Origin of the sequence: Halobellus ordinarius, assembly GCF_031823395.1 — an archaeon.
In the GTDB taxonomy this organism is placed as follows: Archaea; Halobacteriota; Halobacteria; order Halobacteriales; family Haloferacaceae; genus Haloquadratum; species Haloquadratum ordinarius.
In genome coordinates, this window is the sequence record NZ_JAVQKJ010000006.1 from 43,221 (window position 1) to 65,730 (window position 22,510).

General features: G+C 64.9%; 29 protein-coding genes and 1 tRNA gene. 15 read left to right on the forward strand and 15 right to left on the reverse strand.

The features are described 5' to 3' along the window. Positions 1-38: 38 nt before the first annotated feature. Both RJT48_RS09330 and RJT48_RS09335 read left to right on the forward strand, forming a co-directional pair. A complete protein-coding gene (locus tag RJT48_RS09330) occupies positions 39-1,526 on the forward strand; it encodes a proton-conducting transporter transmembrane domain-containing protein (RefSeq protein ID WP_311172011.1) in 1,488 nt (495 codons plus the stop codon). Continuing rightward, positions 1,516-3,945 carry a DUF2309 domain-containing protein gene (locus RJT48_RS09335; protein ID WP_311172012.1) on the forward strand — a complete coding sequence of 810 codons (2,430 nt, stop codon included), beginning with the start codon at positions 1,516-1,518 and terminating at the stop codon, positions 3,943-3,945. The genes RJT48_RS09330 and RJT48_RS09335 overlap by 11 nt, the downstream gene beginning before the upstream one ends. A 173-nt stretch (positions 3,946-4,118) precedes the next feature. On the opposite strand, the gene RJT48_RS09340 is transcribed toward RJT48_RS09335, so the two are convergent. The 7 genes from RJT48_RS09340 to RJT48_RS09370 all read right to left on the reverse strand — a co-directional run bounded on the left by RJT48_RS09340 (position 4,119) and on the right by RJT48_RS09370 (position 10,300). Further along, positions 4,119-4,520, reverse strand: coding sequence for a secondary thiamine-phosphate synthase enzyme YjbQ (locus tag RJT48_RS09340; RefSeq protein ID WP_311172013.1), 402 nt, complete (start codon positions 4,518-4,520; stop codon positions 4,119-4,121). A gap of 395 nt (positions 4,521-4,915) precedes the next feature. Further along, on the reverse strand, positions 4,916-5,533 hold the full coding sequence (locus tag RJT48_RS09345; RefSeq protein WP_311172014.1) for a CDP-alcohol phosphatidyltransferase family protein: 618 nt from the start codon (positions 5,531-5,533) through the stop codon (positions 4,916-4,918). Between the two features lie 28 nt (positions 5,534-5,561). After that, the gene (locus tag RJT48_RS09350; RefSeq protein WP_311172015.1) at positions 5,562-6,098 is read right to left on the reverse strand and encodes an adenylate kinase family protein; all 537 of its coding nucleotides are present in this window, start codon (positions 6,096-6,098) and stop codon (positions 5,562-5,564) included. Further along, complete coding sequence (hisC, locus tag RJT48_RS09355; protein ID WP_311172016.1) at positions 6,095-7,192, reverse strand: histidinol-phosphate transaminase; 1,098 nt, start codon at positions 7,190-7,192, stop codon at positions 6,095-6,097. The genes RJT48_RS09350 and hisC overlap by 4 nt, the downstream gene beginning before the upstream one ends. Before the next feature lie 87 nt (positions 7,193-7,279). Continuing rightward, on the reverse strand, positions 7,280-8,911 hold the full coding sequence (locus RJT48_RS09360; protein WP_311172017.1) for a GMC family oxidoreductase: 1,632 nt from the start codon (positions 8,909-8,911) through the stop codon (positions 7,280-7,282). Further along, positions 8,904-9,515 carry a gluconate 2-dehydrogenase subunit 3 family protein gene (locus tag RJT48_RS09365; RefSeq protein WP_311172018.1) on the reverse strand — a complete coding sequence of 204 codons (612 nt, stop codon included), beginning with the start codon at positions 9,513-9,515 and terminating at the stop codon, positions 8,904-8,906. The genes RJT48_RS09360 and RJT48_RS09365 overlap by 8 nt, the downstream gene beginning before the upstream one ends. A gap of 53 nt (positions 9,516-9,568) precedes the next feature. Further along, the gene (locus RJT48_RS09370) at positions 9,569-10,300 is read right to left on the reverse strand and encodes a fumarylacetoacetate hydrolase family protein (RefSeq protein ID WP_311172019.1); all 732 of its coding nucleotides are present in this window, start codon (positions 10,298-10,300) and stop codon (positions 9,569-9,571) included. A 127-nt stretch (positions 10,301-10,427) separates the two neighbouring features. On the opposite strand from RJT48_RS09370, the gene RJT48_RS09375 reads away from it, so the two are divergent. The 3 genes from RJT48_RS09375 (at position 10,428) to RJT48_RS09385 (ending at position 11,908) form a co-directional block, all read left to right on the forward strand. Beyond that, positions 10,428-10,598 (forward strand): DUF7560 family zinc ribbon protein, encoded by a 171-nt coding sequence (locus RJT48_RS09375; RefSeq protein WP_311172020.1) that lies wholly within the window; start codon positions 10,428-10,430, stop codon positions 10,596-10,598. Between the two features lie 213 nt (positions 10,599-10,811). Further along, the gene (locus RJT48_RS09380) at positions 10,812-11,447 is read left to right on the forward strand and encodes a helix-turn-helix domain-containing protein (RefSeq protein ID WP_311172021.1); all 636 of its coding nucleotides are present in this window, start codon (positions 10,812-10,814) and stop codon (positions 11,445-11,447) included. A gap of 56 nt (positions 11,448-11,503) precedes the next feature. Continuing rightward, on the forward strand, positions 11,504-11,908 hold the full coding sequence (locus RJT48_RS09385; RefSeq protein ID WP_311172022.1) for a helix-turn-helix domain-containing protein: 405 nt from the start codon (positions 11,504-11,506) through the stop codon (positions 11,906-11,908). A 106-nt stretch (positions 11,909-12,014) separates the two neighbouring features. Here the strand turns inward: RJT48_RS09385 and RJT48_RS09390 are convergent, their stop codons facing one another. Then, complete coding sequence (locus RJT48_RS09390) at positions 12,015-12,689, reverse strand: PHP domain-containing protein (RefSeq protein ID WP_311172023.1); 675 nt, start codon at positions 12,687-12,689, stop codon at positions 12,015-12,017. Between RJT48_RS09390 and RJT48_RS09395 the strand changes: the two genes are divergently transcribed. Beyond that, positions 12,678-12,800, forward strand: a complete 123-nt coding sequence (locus RJT48_RS09395; RefSeq protein WP_311172024.1) for a hypothetical protein — start codon at positions 12,678-12,680, stop codon at positions 12,798-12,800. The two genes, RJT48_RS09390 and RJT48_RS09395, sit on opposite strands and share 12 nt — an antisense overlap. Positions 12,801-12,872: 72 nt before the next feature. Here the strand turns inward: RJT48_RS09395 and RJT48_RS09400 are convergent, their stop codons facing one another. Continuing rightward, positions 12,873-13,019: a zinc finger HIT domain-containing protein gene (locus RJT48_RS09400; RefSeq protein ID WP_311172025.1), complete on the reverse strand. Its 147-nt coding sequence runs from the start codon at positions 13,017-13,019 to the stop codon at positions 12,873-12,875. 3 nt (positions 13,020-13,022) lie between these two features. After that, positions 13,023-13,904 carry a universal stress protein gene (locus RJT48_RS09405; RefSeq protein ID WP_311172026.1) on the reverse strand — a complete coding sequence of 294 codons (882 nt, stop codon included), beginning with the start codon at positions 13,902-13,904 and terminating at the stop codon, positions 13,023-13,025. A gap of 270 nt (positions 13,905-14,174) precedes the next feature. Between RJT48_RS09405 and RJT48_RS09410 the strand changes: the two genes are divergently transcribed. The 6 genes from RJT48_RS09410 to RJT48_RS09435 all read left to right on the forward strand — a co-directional run bounded on the left by RJT48_RS09410 (position 14,175) and on the right by RJT48_RS09435 (position 17,463). Further along, on the forward strand, positions 14,175-14,612 hold the full coding sequence (locus RJT48_RS09410; protein WP_311172027.1) for a universal stress protein: 438 nt from the start codon (positions 14,175-14,177) through the stop codon (positions 14,610-14,612). 129 nt (positions 14,613-14,741) lie between these two features. Then, positions 14,742-15,431 (forward strand): proteasome assembly chaperone family protein, encoded by a 690-nt coding sequence (locus RJT48_RS09415; RefSeq protein WP_311172028.1) that lies wholly within the window; start codon positions 14,742-14,744, stop codon positions 15,429-15,431. 215 nt (positions 15,432-15,646) lie between these two features. Then, positions 15,647-15,781, forward strand: coding sequence for a hypothetical protein (locus tag RJT48_RS09420; RefSeq protein ID WP_311172029.1), 135 nt, complete (start codon positions 15,647-15,649; stop codon positions 15,779-15,781). Then, on the forward strand, positions 15,778-16,224 hold the full coding sequence (locus tag RJT48_RS09425) for a universal stress protein (RefSeq protein WP_311172030.1): 447 nt from the start codon (positions 15,778-15,780) through the stop codon (positions 16,222-16,224). Before RJT48_RS09420 ends, RJT48_RS09425 begins: the two co-directional genes overlap by 4 nt. Before the next feature lie 218 nt (positions 16,225-16,442). Continuing rightward, positions 16,443-16,889, forward strand: coding sequence for an Hsp20/alpha crystallin family protein (locus tag RJT48_RS09430; RefSeq protein WP_311172031.1), 447 nt, complete (start codon positions 16,443-16,445; stop codon positions 16,887-16,889). Between the two features lie 424 nt (positions 16,890-17,313). After that, on the forward strand, positions 17,314-17,463 hold the full coding sequence (locus tag RJT48_RS09435) for a DUF7557 family protein (protein WP_311172032.1): 150 nt from the start codon (positions 17,314-17,316) through the stop codon (positions 17,461-17,463). Positions 17,464-17,746: 283 nt separating this feature from the next. Here the strand turns inward: RJT48_RS09435 and RJT48_RS09440 are convergent. The 3 genes from RJT48_RS09440 to RJT48_RS09450 all read right to left on the reverse strand — a co-directional run bounded on the left by RJT48_RS09440 (position 17,747) and on the right by RJT48_RS09450 (position 19,254). Further along, a tRNA-Ser gene (locus RJT48_RS09440) sits at positions 17,747-17,830 on the reverse strand. Between the two features lie 93 nt (positions 17,831-17,923). Further along, positions 17,924-18,436, reverse strand: a complete 513-nt coding sequence (locus tag RJT48_RS09445; RefSeq protein ID WP_311172033.1) for a DUF2267 domain-containing protein — start codon at positions 18,434-18,436, stop codon at positions 17,924-17,926. A 185-nt stretch (positions 18,437-18,621) separates the two neighbouring features. Next, positions 18,622-19,254, reverse strand: a complete 633-nt coding sequence (locus RJT48_RS09450; protein ID WP_311172034.1) for a dienelactone hydrolase family protein — start codon at positions 19,252-19,254, stop codon at positions 18,622-18,624. A gap of 113 nt (positions 19,255-19,367) precedes the next feature. On the opposite strand from RJT48_RS09450, the gene RJT48_RS09455 reads away from it, so the two are divergent. From RJT48_RS09455 to RJT48_RS09465, 3 genes are all read left to right on the forward strand, one after another. Then, positions 19,368-20,012: a phosphoribosyltransferase gene (locus tag RJT48_RS09455; protein WP_311172035.1), complete on the forward strand. Its 645-nt coding sequence runs from the start codon at positions 19,368-19,370 to the stop codon at positions 20,010-20,012. Between the two features lie 325 nt (positions 20,013-20,337). Beyond that, on the forward strand, positions 20,338-21,054 hold the full coding sequence (locus RJT48_RS09460) for a metal-dependent hydrolase (RefSeq protein WP_311172307.1): 717 nt from the start codon (positions 20,338-20,340) through the stop codon (positions 21,052-21,054). 85 nt (positions 21,055-21,139) lie between these two features. Next, a complete protein-coding gene (locus RJT48_RS09465; protein ID WP_311172036.1) occupies positions 21,140-21,538 on the forward strand; it encodes an OsmC family protein in 399 nt (132 codons plus the stop codon). Positions 21,539-21,567: 29 nt separating this feature from the next. On the opposite strand, the gene RJT48_RS09470 is transcribed toward RJT48_RS09465, so the two are convergent. Next, a complete protein-coding gene (locus RJT48_RS09470; RefSeq protein WP_311172037.1) occupies positions 21,568-21,744 on the reverse strand; it encodes a hypothetical protein in 177 nt (58 codons plus the stop codon). Between the two features lie 156 nt (positions 21,745-21,900). After that, positions 21,901-22,491: a DJ-1/PfpI family protein gene (locus tag RJT48_RS09475; protein ID WP_311172038.1), complete on the reverse strand. Its 591-nt coding sequence runs from the start codon at positions 22,489-22,491 to the stop codon at positions 21,901-21,903. Positions 22,492-22,510: the final 19 nt, after the last annotated feature.

Sequence of the window (22,510 nt, forward strand, 5' to 3'; positions counted from 1 at the left end):
ATCCGGGGCGGAGTTGTCGGTCGCAGACGGATCAAACGATGGGAGGAAACACGCAGTCGACGACGGTGGGACAGCTTCCGACCCCGCGGACGGACGACTCACGCGTCCCCGCGGTCCTGACGAAAGTCGTCTGGGCGCTGTGGGTGCTGAGTTGTGCTGCAGTGGTTGTGTTTCTCCGAAACACCGGTGGGTGGGAGATCGCGGGCCTCGCGAAGGTCGACGGACTGACGGTCGTGATGTGGCTGACCGTCACGTTCTTCAGCGGGATCGTCCACAGCTACTCGCGGCGCTACCTGGCCGGCAGTCGCACGATAGACCGGTTTTTCGGCCGCGTGTTCGCGTTCACGCTGGTGGTGATGGTTCTCGTCGCGGCCGACCACCTGGCGGTGTTCGGCCTGGCCTGGCTCGCGATGGGGCTCGTGATGGCCGACCTGATCGGCCACGTCGAGAACTGGCCACAGGCGCAGTCCGCAGCCTCGCTGGCGCGTCGGTACTTCGTGGCAAGTAGCGCGGTCCTCGGAGGGGCCCTCGCGGTGCTTTGGTGGGGAACCGGGGCCACGACGATCTCCGGAGCCCTCTCCGCCACCGCAACGACGCCGTCGACGATTCTGCTGTCGGGTGCCGGTGCCCTGGTGCTAGCGGCGATGATCCAGTCGGCGCTGCTTCCGTTCCACACGTGGTTGCTTTCGTCGATGACGGCCCCCACGCCCGCCTCGGCGCTGATGCACGCTGGCTTTGTCAACGCCGGCGGGGTTCTGCTCACGCGGTTTGCGCCCGTCGTCACCGTCGACGCCGGCGTGATGCTGGCCATCGTCGGGATCGGGGCGGCGAGTGCGCTGGGCGGAAAGCTCCTGAAGACCGTTCAGACGGATATCAAAGGCCAACTCGGCTGTTCGACGATCGGGCAGATGGGCTTTATGATCCTCCAGGCCGGACTCGGCTTCTTCGGAGCGGCTGTCACACACCTCATCCTGCACGGCTTCTACAAGGCCTATCAGTTCCTCGTGTCCGGAAGCCGGATCCACCACGAGAGCCCCCGGCAGACGAAATCGACGGGGGCCTTAGGCGCCGTCGACGTGGTCGTTATCGGTCTCACCGCGGTCGTCGGCGGCGGCCTCTTCGCCGCGCTCACGGGCAAGGGAACGAAACTCGACAGTGGACTGCTGCTCACGTTCATCGTCGTCCTGACCGTGGTCCACGCTGGCCGCGAGGTCGTCACAGGGGCCTCGCTTCCGACCTCGCTCCGGTACGGAGCCCTCCCCCTTGTCGTGCTGCCGGCAGTTGTGGTCTACGCCACCGTCTACCGCGCGATCACCGGGCTCCTGGCTGGGCTGCCCGCGGTCGGGCAACCGGCGGAGTTGACGGTCATACACGGGGTCGTCGCCGTCGCGTTCGTCGCGGCGTACGTCGCGATCGAGACCGGGATCTACACACGCAGCCGGCGCCTGTACGTTGCGCTCGTGAACGCGACCCAGCCACCAGCCGAAACCCTACTGACCGCGACGGAGGAATACAATGAGTACTGATTTCGCAATCGAGGAGGAAATCGAATCGGCGGCCGAATCGGTCGGGTCGGTCTGGCCGCTGCACTCGTTCGTGACGGCAAACCCGCTGGCCGGCTTCGAAGACCAGCCATTCCACGAGGCCGTCGAGGCCGCAGAGCAGGTGCTCGGTGGCGACGGCTACCCGAGCGCCGACGTGTTCCGGGAAGCCTGGGACGCCGGCCGGATTGAGCCGCAGGAGGTCCAGCGGGGACTTCGGTCCAACGGGTACGAACTGGATCCCGAGACCTCGCTGGACCGGCTGGCTGCCGCAGAGCCGAACAGCACGTCAGAAACGGCCCCCGAAACGGAGCAGGTCGAGGCTGTCCTGACGAAGTGGCTGGCAGCCTTCCTCGATCAGGGACGGGCGGCCTGGGAGATGCCGAACCGCGAACTGGGGTTCTACGAGGCGTTCCGGGGCGTCTCCCCCTACGACAGCAACATCCCCGACAGCCGCGCGCTCGCGACGCTCCCGGCGGATCCCATCGAGGCGGTTCGCGACAGGCTCACCGACTACCCCGTCGGTCAGTGGGTGGACATCTTCGAGTTCCACCTCGCGGGCCTCCCGGGGTGGACGGGATTCATTAAACAGCGCGCGGCCGACGGCGACGAGTGGCAGTTGACGTACCCAATTACGCTCCCCGGCTACCTCGCAGTTCGGCTGGTGCTCGCCGATCAGTTCGATGCACCGCTCGCTCCGAGCGAGGCCCCAGAAGCCGAGGCGGCTGACGGAGCGGACGCGGACCGCGTGCCGCTGCCCGAGGTCTGGCTGAACGCGTGGGAAGCGAGCTACCGCGCGGAACTCGTCGAGCCGCTCACCGACGCGAGTGCGTCGTTCGACGACGCTCGTGGCGGGGACCGTCCGGACGCGCAGTTGGTCTTCTGCATCGATACGCGCTCTGAGATCATCCGGCGTCACGTCGAATCCGCCGGCAACTACGAGACCCACGGCTACGCCGGCTTCTTCGGGATTCCGATGCGCTATACGGGGTACGATTCGGACGTGAGCGTGGACGCCTGTCCACCGATCCTCGACGCGGAACACCGGATCAGCGACCGGCCGCAGCAGACGACCGACGAGACACGGGGGGCGTACGATCGCTGGCAGAGCGCGCTACAGGTCGGAAAATCTGCGATCAAGAGCCTCAAGTCCAACGCCGCGACGGCGTTCAGCTTCGTCGAAAGCACCGGTGTCGGATACGGGCTTGCGCTGGCCGTTCGGACACTAAGCCCCGCAGGCTTCGCCGGCTTCCTCGACAGGAAGGACGCCCACGTCCCCAACGAAGCGGACTTCTGTGCGCCGGCAGTCGATCACGATCCGGGCTCGGCAGGGGACCTGCCCGCGGGCCTGACGCTCGACGAGAAGGTCGAGTACGCCGCGACGGCCTTCGAGCTGATGGGGATCGAGGAGTTCGCCAGGGTGTTCGTCTTCGCCGGGCACGCCAGCCAGACCGCGAACAACCCCTTCGATTCCAGTCTCGACTGCGGCGCCTGCGCCGGTAATCCGGGGGGCCCGAACGCCCGTGTCCTGGCGACAATCTGCAACGAGGACGCGGTGGGGCGTGAACTCCGCGAGCGCGGGATCGACGTCCCGGAGGATACGGTCTTCGTCGCGGGCGAACACAACACGACGACCGACGAGGTGGAACTGTATGCGGGAGACGTCCCCGAGACCCACGCCAACGACATCGAACAACTGCGTGCCGACCTCGACGTCGCACGCGCCGGTGCGGCCGCAGAGCGGGCTGGTGATATGGGCGCCGAGACTGACTCGGGAGTTCGCGAGACCCGGCGTCGTGCCGCCGACTGGGCGGAGACGCGGCCCGAGTGGGGCCTCGCCGGAAACGCGGGGTTCGTCGTCGGACCCCGTCCGCTGACCGACGGCCTCGATCTGGACGGTCGGTCCTTCCTCCATTCCTACGACTGGCGGACCGACCCCGACGGCGACGCGCTGGAGGCGATCCTGACCGGCCCGATGGTGGTCACCCAGTGGATCAACACGCAGTATTACTTCGCGACCGTCGACAACGCCGTCTACGGGAGTGGCTCGAAGGTGACGCACAATCCCGTCGGCAACGTCGGCGTCTACCAGGGCAACGGCGGCGATCTGATGGGGGGCCTGCCGCTGCAGTCCCTCCGGAGCACCGACGACGAGCCCTACCACCAGCCGCTCCGGCTCTCGACTGTCATCCACGCGCCGGTCGACCGCGTGACTGCAGTTCTCTCGGAACACGACCAGCTGATCGAGCTGCTGGACAACCACTGGCTCTCCTTGACGGTCGTCGATCCGACGCAGGATCACCGGGCGTTCCACTACGACGGGGAACTGACGTGGACGCGGATTTCGGAGCAGTCGAAAGTCAGCCCTGATCTCTCGGCGACCGCCTCGGTCGCGGACGATTAGCCGCTACGACTTCTGAAACCACCCACATCAGCTCGTTTTCCCTCGATGAGGATCGCTATAGTAGCGTTTGCAACTTATTGCTCATTCGATCGCACGCAGTCGTGCGATCGGATGAGTGAAGACTTGCAAACGCTACTATAGTCGGGTCTCTGTCGGCTGCGCTGCAATCACCGTCAATCGCTGGCCGCCGGGGTCGTCGTGACCTCCACTGTTCGCGTCCGAGGACCGTCGCACTCGACGAACAGGATCGACTGCCAGCGTCCGAGATCGAGGTCGCCGTCGACGACGGGGACGGTCACGCTCTCGCCGAGGAAAATCGCACGGAGGTGCGCGGCGGCGTTGTCGTCGATCTCGTCGTGACTGTATCGCTCCTCGTCCGGCACGATCCGCCCGAGCGCGGTTTCAATGTCCGACAGCAGTCGTGACTCCCGTTCGTTGACGACGACGCCCGCGGTCGTGTGCTGGACAAACACCGTACAGGTGCCGCTGGTGAGGTCTGATGGGACCTCGGCTGCGACGTCGTCGGTCACATCCACTGTATCCGTCTTGTCTGTCGACTTTACGGTAATCGACATAGCGGAGGGTACGAGAGAGAACGTGTTTAGTCTGGCCGTGGCTCCGAGTCGACGTTCGATGTCCGAATTCGCGGTCACCGACGGCGTGCCGCGTGTGACGGTGGGATCCCACTGCCGACTTTCGGGCTCATCGGCTCCTGCCGCTCTCGCTGCGATGGCATTTCGATCGAGTTCTCCCGCCGATCTGCACCAGGAGGCTCGTCCGGAGATTTATATCAGAGTGCGCGGCCACCGCTCACCGTGACGTGAGAACGGCCCCGCGTCGGGCAGCGGTAGCTCGGCACGTCGACGCGGGGAGCGAAACGTGTGCCGACTGTTTGCCTTCATCCGTCTGAGGGGACACGCATCTCCTCCCTCCGGATCAGAACCCTCACGAACGGCTCGTAACCCGTCTGTTAGAGATCCGACCAGGCACCCCAGAACCGCTGCAGCGCGGTCAGGTGACCGACCACGGCGAAGAAGACCAGGAGCCAGCCGACGAGAGAGAGCCCGAGCGGACTGGCGGGAACAGCGGGGACGGCAAGCGAGACGGCCGCCACGACCGCCATCGCGCCGATGATCGCCAGCCGGTCCGCCCGTCCGACCAGACCGCCGTAGGCCCGGCCGAGTCCGACGGCCTGGATCTGGGTGCCGAGGTACGAGGTCATCAGGACGCCCGTCACCGCTGCCAGGCCCAGCGCGTACGCATCGACACCCGCTGCAAGCCCCACGAGCATCGCGATGTCGGCGTAGCGGTCCAGCACGTGATCGAGGAGGTCGCCGCCGTCGCTCTCGATACCTTGCGCCCGGGCGAGTGCCCCGTCGACGAGGTCGAGCCAGCCGTTCGCGAACACACACGCTGCACCAAGAACGTACCACAGCGGCGACCCGACGGCAAAGGCGCCGCCGGCAGCGACCGCGAACCCGAACGCGGCGAGGCTGACGCCGTCCGGACTCAGTCCCAGCCGGTCCGCCACGGCGACGAACGGTTCCAACAGCCGATCCGCGAGACCGCGGTACTGATCTAAGGTCATCGGAACCCTCCAGCGAGGTGGACCGCACTCATAGGTATTCGACGAAGTCGACGACGCCGACCCGCGGCGCTAGCTCTCCTTCGATAGCGGCGACGACATCCTCAGCCACTGCCTCCGGCGTTCGGTCGGTCGTGTTGATCTCCCAGACCGAGTCCTCGCCGTGCATCTCGACCGCTTCCGCGAGGATCAGATCCAGCGCCTCGCTCTCGGCGTTCTCCGCAATCGTCGCCTCCGATTCGCCGCGCTCGCGGAGCCGGGGTTTCAGCGACTCCGGGTGACAGCGGAGCACGATCACCTTCTCGACGTCGAGAAGGTGAGACAGGTGCGACTCCACGAGGAGGTCGCCCCCGTCGTCGGACTCGTTCCGATAGTCGTCGAGCCACGCCCCCACGGCCTCGATGTCTGCGACGAGCGAATCTCTGTCGAGGTCGTGTTCCGCCACGAGGTCCTTCTCGCGGACCACCTCGTTGAGGTGGATCACCTCGACGTCCGTCCGCGCTTCGACTGCCTCGGAGACCGAGGTCTTTCCCGTTCCCGGCGTCCCGCTGAGCGCGACCCGGGTCACGGTTCGACGGCCTCCGGTCGGATGTCAGCGACGACGTCGTTGATCACCTCGACCGCCCGGCGTGTCTCCTCGCGGGTCCCGCAAGAGACCCGGATACACTCGGGGAGGCCGAAACTGGAGGTGTCGCGGACGATGACGCCGCGCCGCTGGGAGGCGTCGGCGACGGCTGAGGCGTCGCCGACCGCACAGAGCACGAAGTTGCCGCCCGAGGGCCACGTCGGCACGTCCAGTTCCTCGCGGAGATACTCGCGAGACCAGCGTGCGGTTTCGACAGAGCGTTCGAGGTGGTCGTCGTCGTCGAGCGCCGCGAGCGCGGCGCGGCAGGCCACCTCGTTGGCGGCGAAGGGAGTGTTCACTCGCGCGTAGACCTCCGCCCACTCGCGGGGGACGGCCGCGTAGCCGATTCGCAATCCGGCGAGACCGTAGGCCTTCGAGAAGGTCCGGAGGACCGCGACGTTGTCGTACTCGCCGAGGAGATCGATCGCCGACGGTTCCTCGGCGTATTCGGCGTAGGCCTCGTCGACGACGACGAGCGTCTGGTCGTGAACGCGTTCCGCGAGGGTCCGGATCTCCTCGCCGTCGAGTACTGCTCCGGTCGGGTTGTGTGGGGTCGTCACGAAGACGATTCGCTCGCCGTCGTACGACGACAGGACGCCTTCGGCGGTCTGCTCGAAGTCTTCAGCCTTCGAGAGCGGATACGTCGACACCTCGCCGTGGTGGTACCGCGCCGACATCGGGTAATACGAGAAGCCGGGATCGGGGGCGAGAATCTCGTCGCCGGGTTCCAGGAAGGCACGCGAGAGGTAGTCGATCGCGCCGTCGGCGCCGGCGCTGACCCACACTTGTTTGGCGTCGATCTCCCACTTCTCGGCGATCCGATCGGTGAGATCCGTGTGGGAGGCCTTCGGGTAGACGTTCACGTCCGCGGCGGCGGCTTCGACCGCCGCGACGGCGTCCGGGCTCGGGCCGTGCGGGTTCTCGTTGGACGACAGTTTCGTCAGTTCCTCGGGGTCCATCCCGAGATCGCGGGCCACCTCCTCGGTCCCGCGTCCGGGTACGTACGCTTCGTGTGCGGAGAGGTCCCTGGGTTGCATACACGTACGCAGTTGCCCGCGGGTCTTGAAGGGTACGTCTCGGATCGGTGGAGACGGCGAATCCGTCTCCGAGTCGTCGGCGATGACCTACAGCGATTCCTCGATCGCCGTCGCCGCCCGGAGCGACAGCGCAGCGATCGTAAGCGTGGGGTTCATCGCCCCGCCCGTCGGGAACACCGACGAACCGACGATCCAGAGGTTCGAGAGGTCGTGCGTCCGGCAGTCGGCGTCGACGACGCTCCGTTCGGGATCCTCCCCCATCCGCGTCGTCCCCATCTGGTGGAACGCCGGCCCGGTGGCATCCGGGCCGACGGTCCACTCGATCGACGCGCCGAGTTCTTCGAGGATCGCGTGCTGGATCTCGTTGGCGCGGCGGATCGCCCGCTTCGTCCGATCCGACAGCGACCACTCGACGTTCGGGACCGGGTTCCCGTGGTCGTCGCGGCGGTCCGGATCGAGCGTGATCCGGTTTTCGGCGTCCGGGAGTTGCTCGACGAGACCACCGATCGCGACGTGGGTCCCGTAGGACTCGCGGAGTCGATCCAGGAGTTCGTCGCCCCACGTGTCGGCGCCGAGCGCCTCGATCACCGGTGACGGGCCGGCGTAGTTGAGAAATTCGAGTTTGACGCCTTCCACGGGGCCGGTATCGTCGTAAAACTGGTGGCATTCGCTGGTGTTGAACCCGACGTGGTTCTGGCGCGTCGGCTCGTCGAGCCGCCCGCCGGCCCCCGCGAACAAATGGTCCATAAAGAACCGGCCGACCGCGTCTGAGGAGTTCGCCAGTCCGTCGGGATACTGGTCAGACTCCGAGAGGAGGAGCAGTCGGGCGTTTTCGACGCCGCCGCAGGCGAGGACGAACTGCCCGGCGGGCTGCCGGTGTTCGGTCCCATCGGGCGTCGCGTACACCGCCGCCTCGATCGTCTCCCCGCGTTCGTCGTGTTCCAACCGCTGAACGGGAACGCGGTCGACGATGCGTGCGCCGGCCGCTCTCGCCTTCTCGATGTGCGATTCGGCGGTGTACTTCGCCCCGGAGGGACAGACCGGTTTACACGTCCCGTATCCCTGGCAGGCCGCGCGCCCGTCGTACGGTTCTGGGTTGCGAGCGTTCGGAACCGAGTGCATATCGAGCTCCAGGCGCTCGCAGGCTTCTGCAAAGAGCGAATCCGAGTAGGAGGGCGGAAACGCCGGGAGAGGAAACGGCTCCTCCCGCGGCGGCGCGTAGGGGTTGTCCATCGCGCCCGCGACGCCCAGCGCGCGCTCGGCCGTTGCGTAGTAGGGCCGCAGGTCCGCGTAGTCGATCGGCCAATCAGTGCCGACACCGTGCCGGGTCGCCAGCTCGAAGTCCCGCTCGTGCAGCCGCATCACCATCCCTTGCCAGTGGAGGGTCGAGCCGCCGACGCCCTTCACCCGCGCAGCGTTTAGCGGGTACTCCCGGCCGGCGGTGCTGTAGGCATCCCGCGGCCCGCCCATCTCCCAGGGGTCACCCATCCCGGGGCGGATGTGGCGCTCCTGCGCTTCGGTCCGCCGCGAGATGTCGAATCGGGGGCCAGCCTCGAGTACAACCACGTCCGCACCCGCCGCCGCGAGTCGATGAGCGACGAGTGCGCCCGCGGGACCCGCCCCGACGATGCAGACGTCCGCCCGCGACGACGGGGTGCGGTCGACTCCGTCGCCGGCGCCGCCGTCGTCTTGACTGCGGGCCCGGCGGCGATCACTCACCGTCGCCACCACTCGTTGTTCCGCCCGGCGTCTCCTCCATCGACGCCCGCTGGTAGCTCTCGATCCCGCCAGGGTGGCCGATCGGGTTCTCGATACCGACCAGCCGTCCCCCAGTCGGCGACGAGTAGAACGCGAAGAGGAGGTCGTTGACGACGTAAAATCGGATCCGGTCGGTGATCGGTCCCTCGGGATCCGGATCGGCGGTTTCGACGCCCAGATCGCGGAGCAACTGGTCTCTCGTGTCGGGTTCGAGGTCTGCGTAGGCCGTTCCGTGCCAGTCGCGGGCGGTCGCGTCCAACTGGGCGGCGGCTTCGTGCAATCCGTCGCGGTACGCCGGGCGGTTCTCGACGCGCCCCAGGACGTACGTCTCGACGAACGCCCGGCGGCCCTCGACGTCGTCTGGATAGACGACTTCGGCGGCCGCATCCAGTAAATCGAGGAGATCGGCCGAGAGGTCCGGCGAATCCCTCGGATTCGAGTCCTGAGCGTCGGCCGCGCCCGCGTCTGCCCGTGGCGGGTCCAGGCGGCCGACGAGTACGCCTGCCCCGACGGTGGCCCCCGCGGCCGACAGTGCCGCCAGCGCGTCGCGTCGCGTCAGTTCCACGCCCCCGGATTAGGTTAGCCTAAACTTAGGGGTTGCCTTTCGGGATGGCGCCGCTACGGAATCCGGATGTCGTGTTCGAGGACGCCGACGCCTTCGAGTTCGACCTCGACGTGGTCGCCGTCTTCGAGCGGTGCGACGCCGGCGGGCGTGCCGGTCGCGATGACGTCGCCCGGTTCGAGCGTCAGGTAGGTCGTGATCTCCTCGATGAGATCGGGGACCGAAAACGCCAGGTGGTCACGCGAGGAGGACTGGCGCGTCTCGCCGTTGACGCGGAGTTCGATCGTCGCGTCCTCGGGCACCTCGTCGGGAGAGGCGACGACCGGGCCGATCGGCGCGGCGTTGTCGAAGGCCTTCCCCCGGACCCAGTTTGTTTCCTGCCGCTGGTCGTCGCGGTTCGAGAGATCGTTCAGGCAGGTGAAGCCTGCGACGTACTCCATCGCCTCGTCAGCCGCGACGTTTCGTGCCGCATCGCCGATCACGACCGCGATCTCGGCCTCGTGGTCGATCCGTTCCTTGCCGGCCGGCAGCGTCACCGTGTCGTTGTGGCCCGACACCGCGTTCGGGGGTTTGAGAAAGAGGAGTGGACGGTCGGGGATCTCGTTGTCCATCTCCGCGGCGTGGTCGGCGTAGTTGCGGCCGATACAGACGATTTTCGAGGGCTCACTCGGGGGGAGCACGTCGATTTCGTCGAGGTCGTACGTCCGCCCGCCGAAGGAGACGTGATCGCCGTGCCACTCGCCGTGTCGGGTCGATCCGGCCGGGTCTCTGAATCTGACGGTGTGCATATCTGCGGATTCGTCACTGTGGCGTTTTGTTCTTTCTATCTGGCGTCGGGCCGACGGGGCGCGGCGTTCTCACGCGCTTGGAAAAGTAGGGGATGATTTAGTTTGGGATCGTATATCATAATACACGATGAACAGCGCAGAAGGAGGAGAGTACGTCTTCGTCTGCGTCGAATGCCGCGAACGGCTGGTGGTGAACGAGTCGATGAAAGACGAACTCGTCGAGCAGGGATGTGTCATCTGTGGGGCGACCGTGACGCCCGACGCCTTCTTCCGAAACCCGACGTCTGACTCGGCGTGATCCCTCCGGGCACCATCGCTTCAGTATCTCTCCGGACACCCTCGCTTCAGTATCTCTCCGGACACCCTCGCTTCAGTATCTCCCCGGACACCCTCGCTTCAGTATCTCCCCGGACACCCTCGCTTCAGCGCTTCCGCGGCGTGCGTCCGCACGATCGACCCATCGTAACCTCCCTATAATTATACACTGCCACGAGGATCACTAGGGACATTTATGCCGACCGGGATCCGAACCACAGTCGAGATTCCCGCCGTCGACGTCTGTCCGATCGTGGAACTCTCGGGGGCGGCCCAGACGACGATCGACTCGATATCGCCGAACATCTGCCCGCCCGACTGTGCGGAGAGCGTGACCGAATTTTCGACGGACGAAGACCACGTCCCGGACGGCGACGTCACGCGGGTCTTCTCGGACGGGGAGACGCACCGATACCGGCTGACGCACGGCGACGGGGTAAGCTGTCCGTGCGAATGTCTCGGTGCCCACGGATGTCCGGTCACTCGATACATCGCAGCGGAGGGCACACTTACCGTGGTGTTCTATGCGGCCGAGTACGATCAGCTCCAGGCGGTCGTCAGCGCACTCCGCGAACGGTTTCCGGACGTGGACATCAAGCGGTTAGTTCGGTCGCCGACGGAAGCGGACGACCGAGACAGCGTGCTGGTGGATCGCAGCAGGATCACGGCTCGCCAGCTCGAAGTGCTCGAAGCCGCACACGAGATGGGATACTTCGAGCGGCCGCGGGAGACCAACGCAACGCAGGTCGCCGCCGAACTCGACATCCACCCATCCACCTTCAGAGAACATCTCACTGCGGCGGAATCGAAAATCCTCGACGATCTCTTATAAACCTGCCCGGATATCGGGGGTGCGCCTTCCTCCCGGTGGCTGACAAACGTACGTATATGGGACTATCACTGGCATCACCTGCGATCGGCTATCACCTCGACCCAGCCGCGGAGCACGTCCGTAGGGTAGAAGACGAAACCGCGATTCAGGTACTCCTCGAGGCGCTCAACGACCCCGACTGCCGCGACATTCTCGATGTGACCAGCGACTTCGCACTCACCGCGGCCGAGGTTTCTGAAACGTGCGACATACCACTCTCGACGACCTACCGAAAACTCGATCACCTCACCGACGCCGGACTGCTCGAAGAAGGGACTCGCATCCGTAACTCCGGCAAGCACACAAGCGAGTATCGTCGACTGGTGGAGAGCGTGATCGTCTCGCTCACCCCCTCGGGGGAGACAGCGCTGCACGTGGCGAACCGGCGGGACGCCGAACGTATCGGTTCACCCGCTCAGTGACCGGTGCGATCGAAGTCGTCTGGCCGTTCCGGGGCACTGCGGACCCGCCCCGTGTTCCGGGCCTTGTCGTCGAGTGCACGCCGAAGTGTCGTCGACGGTAACGGTGTCAGCTCCCGAAGAACGACAGCAGGTCCGAAAGCGAACGCGTATTGAGGACGTGTTCCGGCTCGCACCAGCCGCGTCGGGCCTGTGAGACGCCCAGATGCAGAAAGTCCAGTTCGCTGGTCGTGTGAGCGTCCGTCGAGACGACGTAAGCGACGGTGTCGCGATGCTCTTTGACGGCCTGCCAGACGAGGTCCAGCCGTTCGGGTTGCCCGTTGATTTCGAGGGCGACGTTCTCCCGAGCGGCCGTTCGAGCGACGGCGTCCAGATCGAGTTCCAGCGGATCGCGCTCGTTGATTAGCCTGTTTATCGGGTGTGCCAGGACGTCGACCGGGAACTCCTCGAGCGCCCGGATCACCTGCTCGGTGGGATCGGACGGTCGGCTGTGTATCCCCGCGACCACGAGGTCGCAGGCCTCGTACCACTCGGGAGGGATCTCCAGTCCGTTCTCGGTGATCTCGGCTTCGACGCCCTGGAGGATCGTGACCTCGACGCCGTCGTCGACCGCCTCGATCTCCGCTCTTTGCTCATCGAAAGCCGCCGAATCGAGTGTACTCGGGATCGGAGCGTGGGGACCGTGATCGGTCACGAGGACGTACTCGGGTCCCCGCTCGTCGGCGGCGGCAGCCATCTCGCGGACGCTGTGGGTCCCGTCGGAGTACTCGGTGTGGAGTTGCAAATCGCCCCGGACGTCGTCGGTCGATACCAGATCCGGCAGTTCTCCTGCTGCCGCTGCGTCGACTTCGCCGGTGTCCTCGCGAAGTTCCGGTGGGATCCACTGGTCGGGTAAGTATCCGGACGCTCCTTCCCAGGAACTCGTAAGTCCAGCCGGAACGTCGCGCGGACCGGACGGTCCGGTCCACTACCGGTCGCGAAGCTCCGCAGCGCAGTCGGTACAGAGGTCGGTTCTGCTGTCGTAGTGGCTGCTGCAGACGAGCGCCCCACAGCGGGAACACTGGTGCTCGGCGGGCGCCGCCTCGCAGATCTGACAGAGGCCCTCGATGCTCATCGGTTAGCTCCTGGTCAGGACGGGCACGGTCGAACAGCGGACGATACGCGCGGTCGTGCTCCCGAACAGCCGATCCGTTTCCGCGACCCGGCCCCGGGTTCCCATCGCGATCAGGTCGGCATCGACTCCCTCGGCGTAGTCGAGGATCTCCTCGTGGGGGATGCCGCGGACCACGTCGGTCGTCACCGGCAGATTTCGCTCGCGGGCGTCGGCCGCTATCTCCTCGATCGCATTTCCACCGCTCTGTTTGAGGAGGCCGGCGATGCTCCCGGGGGACCCCTCGAAACCGTAGGTCGACTCGTCGACGACGTACACCAGGTGAACGTCGGCGCCGTAGCGTTCGGCGATGCGGAGTCCGTGGTCGGCGGCACGCTCGGCGGCGTCGCTTCCGTCGGTCGGAATCAGGACGTGATCGTACATCCCGTAGCCCGACTCGGGAACGTCTGTGTCCACCGCGAGGGGGACGGCGATTACCGGAACGTCGGCGAGGGCCACGACTCGCTCTGTGGTGCTACCCAGCCGGGACGCGGTTCGACTGCGCGTCCCCATCACGACGAGGTCGATGCCGTTTTCCTCCACGTACGTCAGTATCTCCCGGTAGGGAACACCTTCCACGACGTCGCGGGCGGTTTCGAGACCGAGGCTCGACGCCCGTTCCTCGATCTGGACCGTCGCCGCCTGCCCTCGTTTTTCGGCGTCGCGTCGCCATTCGGTTCGCGCTTCGTCATCGAGACGGTGCAGATCGAGGCTCGTGTCGACCACGTGGACTACGTGGACCGTCGCCTCGCTTGTTCGCGCCAGATTCAGCGCGCGATCGACTGCGACGTCGGCCTCCTGGCTGCCGTCTGTCGGGACGAGGATGTCTTGATATATCCGAGTCGACACCTACGGGGTCGAGGCGTAAGTAGACTGCCCGCACGGGAGAGGTCTTGTACAGACGACCGGGCAGGGCGGGTAACGGCAGCCGAGGAGCCATCGAATTCAAACTTTTCACACGTCGAACCGACGTTTCAGCTCCTCCCGCAGCGATTCTGTCGCTTCTTCCAGCCCGTGGCCGATCTCCACCTCGTATTTACACACCGGGACGCCCGGATGGATTCTCGGTTCTCTGAAACGAACGGGGCTGTTTTACTTATACGGAGAGAGAGGTCTCGTATGTACGACGACATCCTGATTCCAACGGACGGAAGCGAGGGCACCCGGGGGGCGATCGAACACGGTATCGATCTCGCTACGAAGTACGGTGCAACGCTTCATACCCTCTACGTTGTCAATACGAACGTGACAGTCGAAACGACGTCCGCGCAGACGCTCGCTGCGCTCGAAGAGATCGGCCAGGAGGCGATCGACGAGGTGACCCAGCAAGCGGAGGCGGCCGACGTCGAGACGATCGAGGGAACCGTCGCGCAGGGAGTACCCCACCACGCGATCCTCGATTACGTCGACGAGAACGACGTCGACCTCGTCGTGATGGGCACCCACGGACGGACGGGGCTGGATCGATATCTCCTCGGGAGTGTCACCGAAAAGGTCGTTCGACTGTCCGAGGTGCCAGTGGTGACGGTCCCGATGCTGTCCGAGTCGGAGTCGTAATCACAGATAAACAGGGCGGAGGCCCACGAGCCCAGTCGTGGGTCACTGACCCCGAAGTTTTCCCACAGAACAGTAACGAGGACCGCTGATAAGAGGCCACGAGGCGTTCACCCGAATGGGTGTTACGTGGTGAACGCAAATTCGTCGACGCGCTTCGAGAAGGAGACAGAACTGACGGCCGAATCGCCGACGCTCATCGAGGGACTTCCCGGACTGGGACTGGTTGCGTCGATCGCCGTCGATCAGATCACGAAACAACTCGAGTTAGAGCAACACGGGACCATCGTCTCCGAGGACTTTCCGCCGGTCGCGTCGTTCGACGAGGGTCGGGTTCGGGACGCCGTCCGCGTATACGCCGGCGAGGATCCGGCCGTGATGACGCTTCAAAGCGACGTCCCGATCCATCCGACGGCGGTCGAATCGTTGAGTCAATGCGTTCTGAGCGACGTAGCCCAAGAGTTCGATCGTGCCGTCTTCCTCGCCGGTGCACCGGCGGAGTCCGAAAGCGAGATCGGGGACGTCGTCGGCGTCGCCACGACCGATCGACTGGAGAGGGAGATCACCGACGCAGGGATCTCCCTGGCGGAGGGCTCCGGCGTCATCGGCGGCGTTACCGGGGCGCTGTTGCGGGACTGTTATTACGGCGACGTTCCGGCGGCAGTGCTCATCGTCCGCTCGAACCCCTACATTCCGGATCCGGGGGCCGCCCGTGCCGTCATCGAGAACGCGCTGGAACCGCTCGTGGAGTTCGACATCGACACCAAAGAACTCCTCGAACAGTCCGAGAAGATCCAAAAACAGAAACAACTGCTGTGTTGAATAGCGGTGCTGGTCAGGACAGTCGGAATTTGAGTTGGGTTGTCAGGGGCCGATGCCGCTGGTCTCAAAGCTGGTGTCACTTCGTTATGGCTCAGAGGACGCTATTCAACACAGCAGAAACAACAGATCGCCGAGCAACTAAAGCAGTATCAACAACAGGAACAGCAACAGCAACCGCGAATGGGGATGTACCAGTAAAACGCGCTTCCAGTCCAATGGAATTACCAGAGACCCCTACTGAACCCGGACCTGACGGGAGCGTACCGATGAGCCACCAGACGGAGGACGACCGATCCACACCCGATCGGGAACTGTTCGGACCGACCACCGTCCGGGGGGCGGGCGAATGACGAAGAACGTCCTCGTGCCGGTCGACGGGTCGCCACTGTCCCACGAGGCCCTTCGTCACGCGCTGCGGGAGTTTCCGGACGCGTCGATCACCGTCCTCCACGTGGTGGATCTCTTCGAGCCGAGTTACGGCGCGTATCCCGACTTCGACACCTCGTATGAACCCCTGATGGGGTCCGAAGAGTGGTACGAGCGAGCCGAGGAGATCTCGGAGCGACTCCTCGAGGAGGCCAGTGAGATCGCCGCCGATCACGACCGCGAGGTCGACACCGCGTCCGAGATCGGCGATCCGAAGCGAATCATCGTCGATTTCGCCGACGAAGAGGACATAGACCAGATCGTGCTCGGGGCGCACGGACGGACCGAGGGCGAGCGGCCCGTGTACGGAAGCATCGCCGAGATCGTGGCGCGTCGCGCGTCGGTTCCGGTGACGCTCGTCCGATGACAGAGCCAGCAGCGACGCCGCAAGCAACGGCGGTGACGGACCGTCGGGTGCAGACTGTCACCGGCCGGACCGCCCCGCTTTCGCGTCCCGGAGGTCGATCCAGGAAAACCACCGCAGTCATCCTCCGCCGACCACCCCGGCACGAGCGCGTCAGTATTCCCGCGCGATGGGAAGGATGGAACTTTTGATTCGGTCTCGCCTCGTACCCCCGTTGAGAGATGGCTAAACAGACAAACCCGTTCAAGGACCTCACGCAGGTCTTCGAGCGAATGCAAGAAGAGTTCGATGAGATAGCCCGAAGGTGGGACAGCGAGGAGCTTCCAATGGAACCGACGACGACGTCGTCGATCAGGATCGATCTCGAAGATCAAGACGAGGAACTCGTGTTGACCGCCGAACTGCCGGGATTCGACTCCGAGGACATCGACGTTCGAGTGACCGGTCAAACGCTCGAACTCGAAGCCGAACACGAGGAATCCGAGAAAGAGGAGACAAGCGAGTACATCCGACAGGAGCGTCGCCGTGCTTCCGCTGTTCGTTCCGTTCCGCTTCCCGTCGACATCGAGGCCGAAGACGTCTCGGCAAGCTACAGTAACGGTGTCCTGACGGTCCGGATGCCGAAGAGCGAACCAGCCGCAGAGACTACCGAGATCGACATCGACTGATCACCGAGACCGACGAGGTTCCTCGTTTCCTTCGACGGATCCGACAGTAGCGTTTGCAAGCCTTCGCTCATCTGATCGCACAACGGCGTTCGGTCGGATGAGCAATCAGTTGCAAACGCTACTGTAGCTGGCAGAGGCTGCACTGACGAGAGCATCGGAGCACGGGGCGGCACTCGACGAAGACGTCACCGCCGCCACAGTCATCCCCGACGACGAACCCTCTGCCGCCCAGAAGCGGTGCTACGACAGCGACGAAACAGAGCCCTTCAGCGTCCCGTACATCGCAGGCAGAATTCACGCCGGGGAGCGTCAGAAACCAGTCGAAAGTATCGGTCGGTGAGTACTATGGGGCGAGAATCGCAGGGTGAAGTATTAACCTCCGGACTACGATACAACTGGTGACGGAATCCCACCGTCGCCCACTATGACATACACGCTCGAAATAAGTGAGGAGCTCAAAGAGCGACTGGACGGCCACCTCGAGGAGGACGAATCCCACGAGGAGTTCATCGAGGAGTTGGTGTCGATGTACGAGACGGAAGGGACGTTCCTCACGGAAGGCTACTCCGAGTAACCACGACTGCCGTGTGACCCGACGGCGCGGGGATTCGCCTCGGAGATCCGCAGACCGTCCTGCGAGCTGCGGCCGGAGGGCCTCGAACTGCTCGAAGCCGACGTGAGCAGGAGGCGGTCCAGCCGCGTCCCTATTCGGTCCCGCCGGTCGTGCTGTCGGGCTCTTGCGAATTGGACTGTCCGGTGAGGAGGCGCCGGGGGACGGGGGACCCGGACCGATACGTGACGAGATCACATTATGGGGGAGGTACGCGGAAGGTCGGCTGGTCGCGTGATCCGCTACGCGGTGGGAGTGGGATTCGAACCCACGAGGCCTCTCGGCCACCTGCTTTCCAGGCAGGCACGTTAGTCCACTCTGTCATCCCACCACAGCGGTCGACCCGTACCGAACCCGGACGCGATCTGATGCTCTCCGTCCCGGAACGGAGACGTCCGCCACCGACGATCGAGTCCGGATCCGACTACTCCGACGTCTCTGAGGGGGTTTCGTCCCCATTGTCGCCTTCGCCCTGGTCCGTCGCTTCGGACTGTGGGCCGCCACCCGTCTGTGCTTCCTCGGCGTCGCCCCAGCCGCCAGCATCGACAATCTCGAAGAGTTTGCGCCAGTTCTCCTCGTCCTCGCTTTCGGGAAGCGAGTCACGCAGTTGCTGGAAGTCGGACTCGGGGACCTGCGAGTGGACGAGGTCGACGACGACGCGTGCGTGATAGGCCGCATCCGCGGGGTCGGCGCTCTCGATTTCGCTGACCCGGTCGACGAACTCCTGCCAGCCGAACCGCTGGCCGTGTTCGTGGACTGCACCGGTCAGATACCACTTGATCTCCATCGGGAGCGACGCGGCGAGGTCCTCGGCGTTCCCCTGCGGAATCCGTTGCCCCAGCGTCATCAACGTCGCTCGGGCCGCTCGCACTGCCTCGCCCGTCCCGGACAGTTCGAGTCGGTGCTGCAGTTGACCGATGAACTCATCGAATTTCATACGAGTGCTCAATGGACGGTCTAAGACGTCAAACCGGACGGCCTTTCCCATTTCGTGAAAACAGTCTCGTTTTCGCTGTCAACCGCGCCTGGAACGGACAGGTGTCGCGTTCACGTGCAAAATCAAGAGTTTCCCGTCGAGAATTTGTGGAGATCCCATCCGAGTCGACGGCGTGCCGCGAGCGCTCAGCGGAGTGTCTCGGCGAACCAGTCGGCGGCCACGTCCGCCACCTCCTCGAGTTCACCCTCCCCCTCGAAGAGGTGTCCCGCTCCCTCGACGACGTGTAACTCCTTCTCAGAGGAGAGTCGTTCGTAGGCCTCCCGATTGAGTTCGAGCACCTGCGTGTCGGCGCCGCCGACGATGAAAAGCGTCGGCACGTGAACGTCGCTGAGGACCTCTTCGGCCAGGTCGACGCGGCCGCCGCGGGAGACGACCGCGCTGACGGCTCCCTGCAGACGCACGGCCGCCCGGAGTGCGGATGCAGCACCGGTACTGGAGCCGAAGTACCCGATGTTCAACCCCCGAGTGGCGTCGCGATCCCGGAGCCACCGGGTAACGGCGACGAGGCGGTCCGTGAGTAGCGGGATGTCGAACCGGTTCTCACGAACCCGGTCTTCCTCCTCGGTGAGCAGATCGAACAGGAGCGTCCCGAGCCCCCGCTTTCGGATGACCTCCGCGACGAAGTTGTTGCGCGGGCTCTTCCGACTGGAGCCGCTCCCGTGGGCGAACATCACCAGCCCCGATGCTTCCGCCGGGACGTTCAGGTTCCCCTGGAGTTCCACATCGCCGACAGGGATCTGTAGCTGAGTCTCCGTCATCTCTTCTCTGAATTGACGTTCTCGCTCGCCTTTATGACAACTGTCGTTACCGATTCCCGAGAATATCCGCAGACTACAGGTCGCCGAACCCGCTTGACCTCTAGTGAGGGACTATGCCAGGACCTGACCGATTCAGAGACCGTGCCGAAGCGGGCGAACAACTCGGTGAGGCACTTCGGGAGCAGGAGCCGGACGTCGACATCGTGCTCGCCATCCCCCGGGGCGGCCTCCCGCTCGGACGGGCTGTCGCCGACGCACTCGACGTGCCGCTGGACATCGTCGTCGCGTCGAAGATCGGCGCCCCGGGAAATCCGGAGTACGCCATCGGCGCTGTCGCCAGCGACGGCAGCGTCTGGCGCAACGAAGAGGCGTTTCGCGGGACGGGGTCCGACGACGCGTACTTCGACCGGGAACGCGAGAAGGAGGCGGAGAACGCGCGTCAGAAGGCCGACCGCTACCGGGACGGCCGGCCGGAACCGGACCTGACTGGAAAGACCGTCGCCGTCGTCGACGACGGCGTGGCCACGGGGTCGACTGCCAGAGCGTGTCTGGAAAAGCTCGAAGGGAGCGACGCGGACCGCATCGTCCTGGCGATCCCTGTCGGCCCGCCGCAAACCGTTCGGGAGTTGGAGGAGATGGCCGACGCGGTCGTCTGCCTCCAGACGCCGAGGGACTTCAGGGGGGTCGGACAGTTCTACGACCGATTCGACCAGGTCAGTGACGAAGAAGCAATAGCGTACCTCGACTCGGGGGAGTGACTCTCCCTGTGCTCTGCTGCGCGGGCGCTCGACCGCAGTCGGATCGTTCGGCCGGCCGCAACTTTCGAAGGACGGCGTCGTTTCCGGTCCACGAGAACTGTTCACTCGACCTATTCGATTTCTTCGATGCCGTCTCGTCCCTCTTCGATGCCGTCTCGTCCCTCTTCGATGCGCGATTGGTTCAAACACGACACCGCGAATCCTCGGGTCCGAAAGCGAGAGCGGCGGGGGAATTCGGTTCGCCGTAGCCCGCTCTGCGATCTGCAGTGTCTCTCGATAGTACGCTTTATTGTCGACCCATTCGAATTACCGCGTGGATATGACGATGGAACTCACTTGGCACGGCCACTCTACGTGGCACGTCGACGTCGACGGCACAACCTTCCTGATCGACCCGTTCTTCGACAACCCGAAGACGGATCTCTCGGCCGCGGACGTCGAGACGCCGGACTACCTGCTTTTGACGCACGGCCACGCTGACCACATCGCCGACGCCGGCGCATTCACCGACGCGACGGTCGTCGGGGTCCCGGAGATGACCGGATATATGGAATCGGAGGTCGGCTTCGAGGACTCGATCGGCATGAACATCGGCGGCACCGTCGAGTGCGGCGAGGCGTTCGTGACGATGCACCGCGCCGATCACACGAACGGGCTCAACACCGACTACGAGTACAGCCTCGGCACGCCGGTGGGCTTCCTCATCAGCGACAAAAAGCCGACCCAGGAGTCCGATCCGGACACGACGACCTTCTACCACGCGGGCGATACCGGCCTGATGTCCGAGATGAAAGACGTCGTCGGGCCGTATCTCGAACCCGACGCCGCCGCGCTCCCCGCCGGGGACCACTTCACGATGGGGCCGACGCAGGCGGCGATCGCCACCGATTGGCTCGCCGTCGATCACGTCTTCCCGATGCACTACGACTCGTTCCCGCCGATCGAAATCGACACCGACGACTTCGTCCGCGAGGTGAAGGCGACCGGGACAGGTGCCGAGGTCCACGTCCTCGACGGCGACGAGACGTTCCTTTTGGAGTGATCGGGCATCGCCCGGATTCGACCGAGGAGCACCGATTGCCGGGCGGTCGGCAGCCTTTAGATGGCCCCGACCCTGTGTGTATCCGATGAGCGACATTCAGACTTCGACCATCAGCGAGGAAGGGTTCGCAAGCACGAGTCAGGTGGGCGACTTCGAACTTACGATCGACGCGACGGACGAGGCGGGACCGAACCCGAACGCCGTGCTCGTCGCCGATTACGCGTCCTGTTTCCTCCCAGCGTTCCGGGTCGGCGGCGAACAGCGCGGCCACGACGACCTCGGGAAGATCCAGATCGACGCCGACGCCGATCTCGACGACGATGACGACCTCGAAGCGATCCGCTTCGACGTCTACGTCGAGGCCGACCTCGACGACGGCACCCTCGCGGAGATCCTCGACCGCGCGAAAGACATCTGCCACGTCCACTCGGCGCTCCGCGAGGAACTGCACGCGGAGGCGACGGTCCACGGCGACGCGTTCTGACTGGACGGCAGCAGGAGTGATCCGGCGGCTTACCGTTGCCGATTGTACGCCCGGAAACTCATCGCTCGCCCCTCGGCGATCACGACGTCCCGGCCTTCCGGGTCGGGGAGGGGATCTTCTTCGACCTCGTCGTGGGACACGTACGGGTCGACGGGCTCGGGAACATCCTCCGAGTAGACGTATGGACTGTTCGGCTGACTTTCCATACACGGTATCTCGCGACGAACCTATATAAAAGTTTGTCAGACGGTATCATACCACGCGACGGGGGTCGTCTGCGTGCCTCGTACCGTCTGGGCTCCGTTCGCGATCGGTTACGAAATCCGGGAGTGCGATCCCGACGGCTCCCGTCCGACCGAATATCAGTCGTCCGCGACTGCCGGCTCGCCCGCCTCGACTTCCGTCCCCAGGAGGTCGAGAAACGCCGCGAGCCACTCGGGGTGGTCCGGCCACGCTTGCCCGGTGACGAGGTTGCCGTCGACGGTGACCTCGTCGACCCACGAACAGCCGGCGGCCTCGACCTCGGCACGAACGGCGGGGTAGGCGGTCATCTCGTAGCCGTCGAGGACGCCCGCGGCGGCGAGAATCTGCGGCCCGTGACAGACCGCCGCGACCGGCTTGTCCTCCTCGAAGAAGTGCCGGACGGTGTCGAGAACGATGTCGTGCGTGCGCAGATACTCTGGCGCACGTCCGCCCGGAACGACAAGCGCGTCGTAGTCTGCGGGATCGATCGACGCGAAGGTCGTGTTGACCTCGAAGTCGTGGCCGCGCTCCTCGAGGTACGTCTGGTCGCCGCGGAAGTCGTGGATCGCGGTCTTGACCGTCTCACCGGCCTCTTTCTCCGGACACACCGTATCGACGTTGTGGCCGACCATCTCGAGGGCCTGGTACGGTACCATCGTCTCGTAATCCTCGCCAAAGTCGCCGACGATCATCAGGATGTTCTTGCCCATCGTTTTACCTCACTGATTA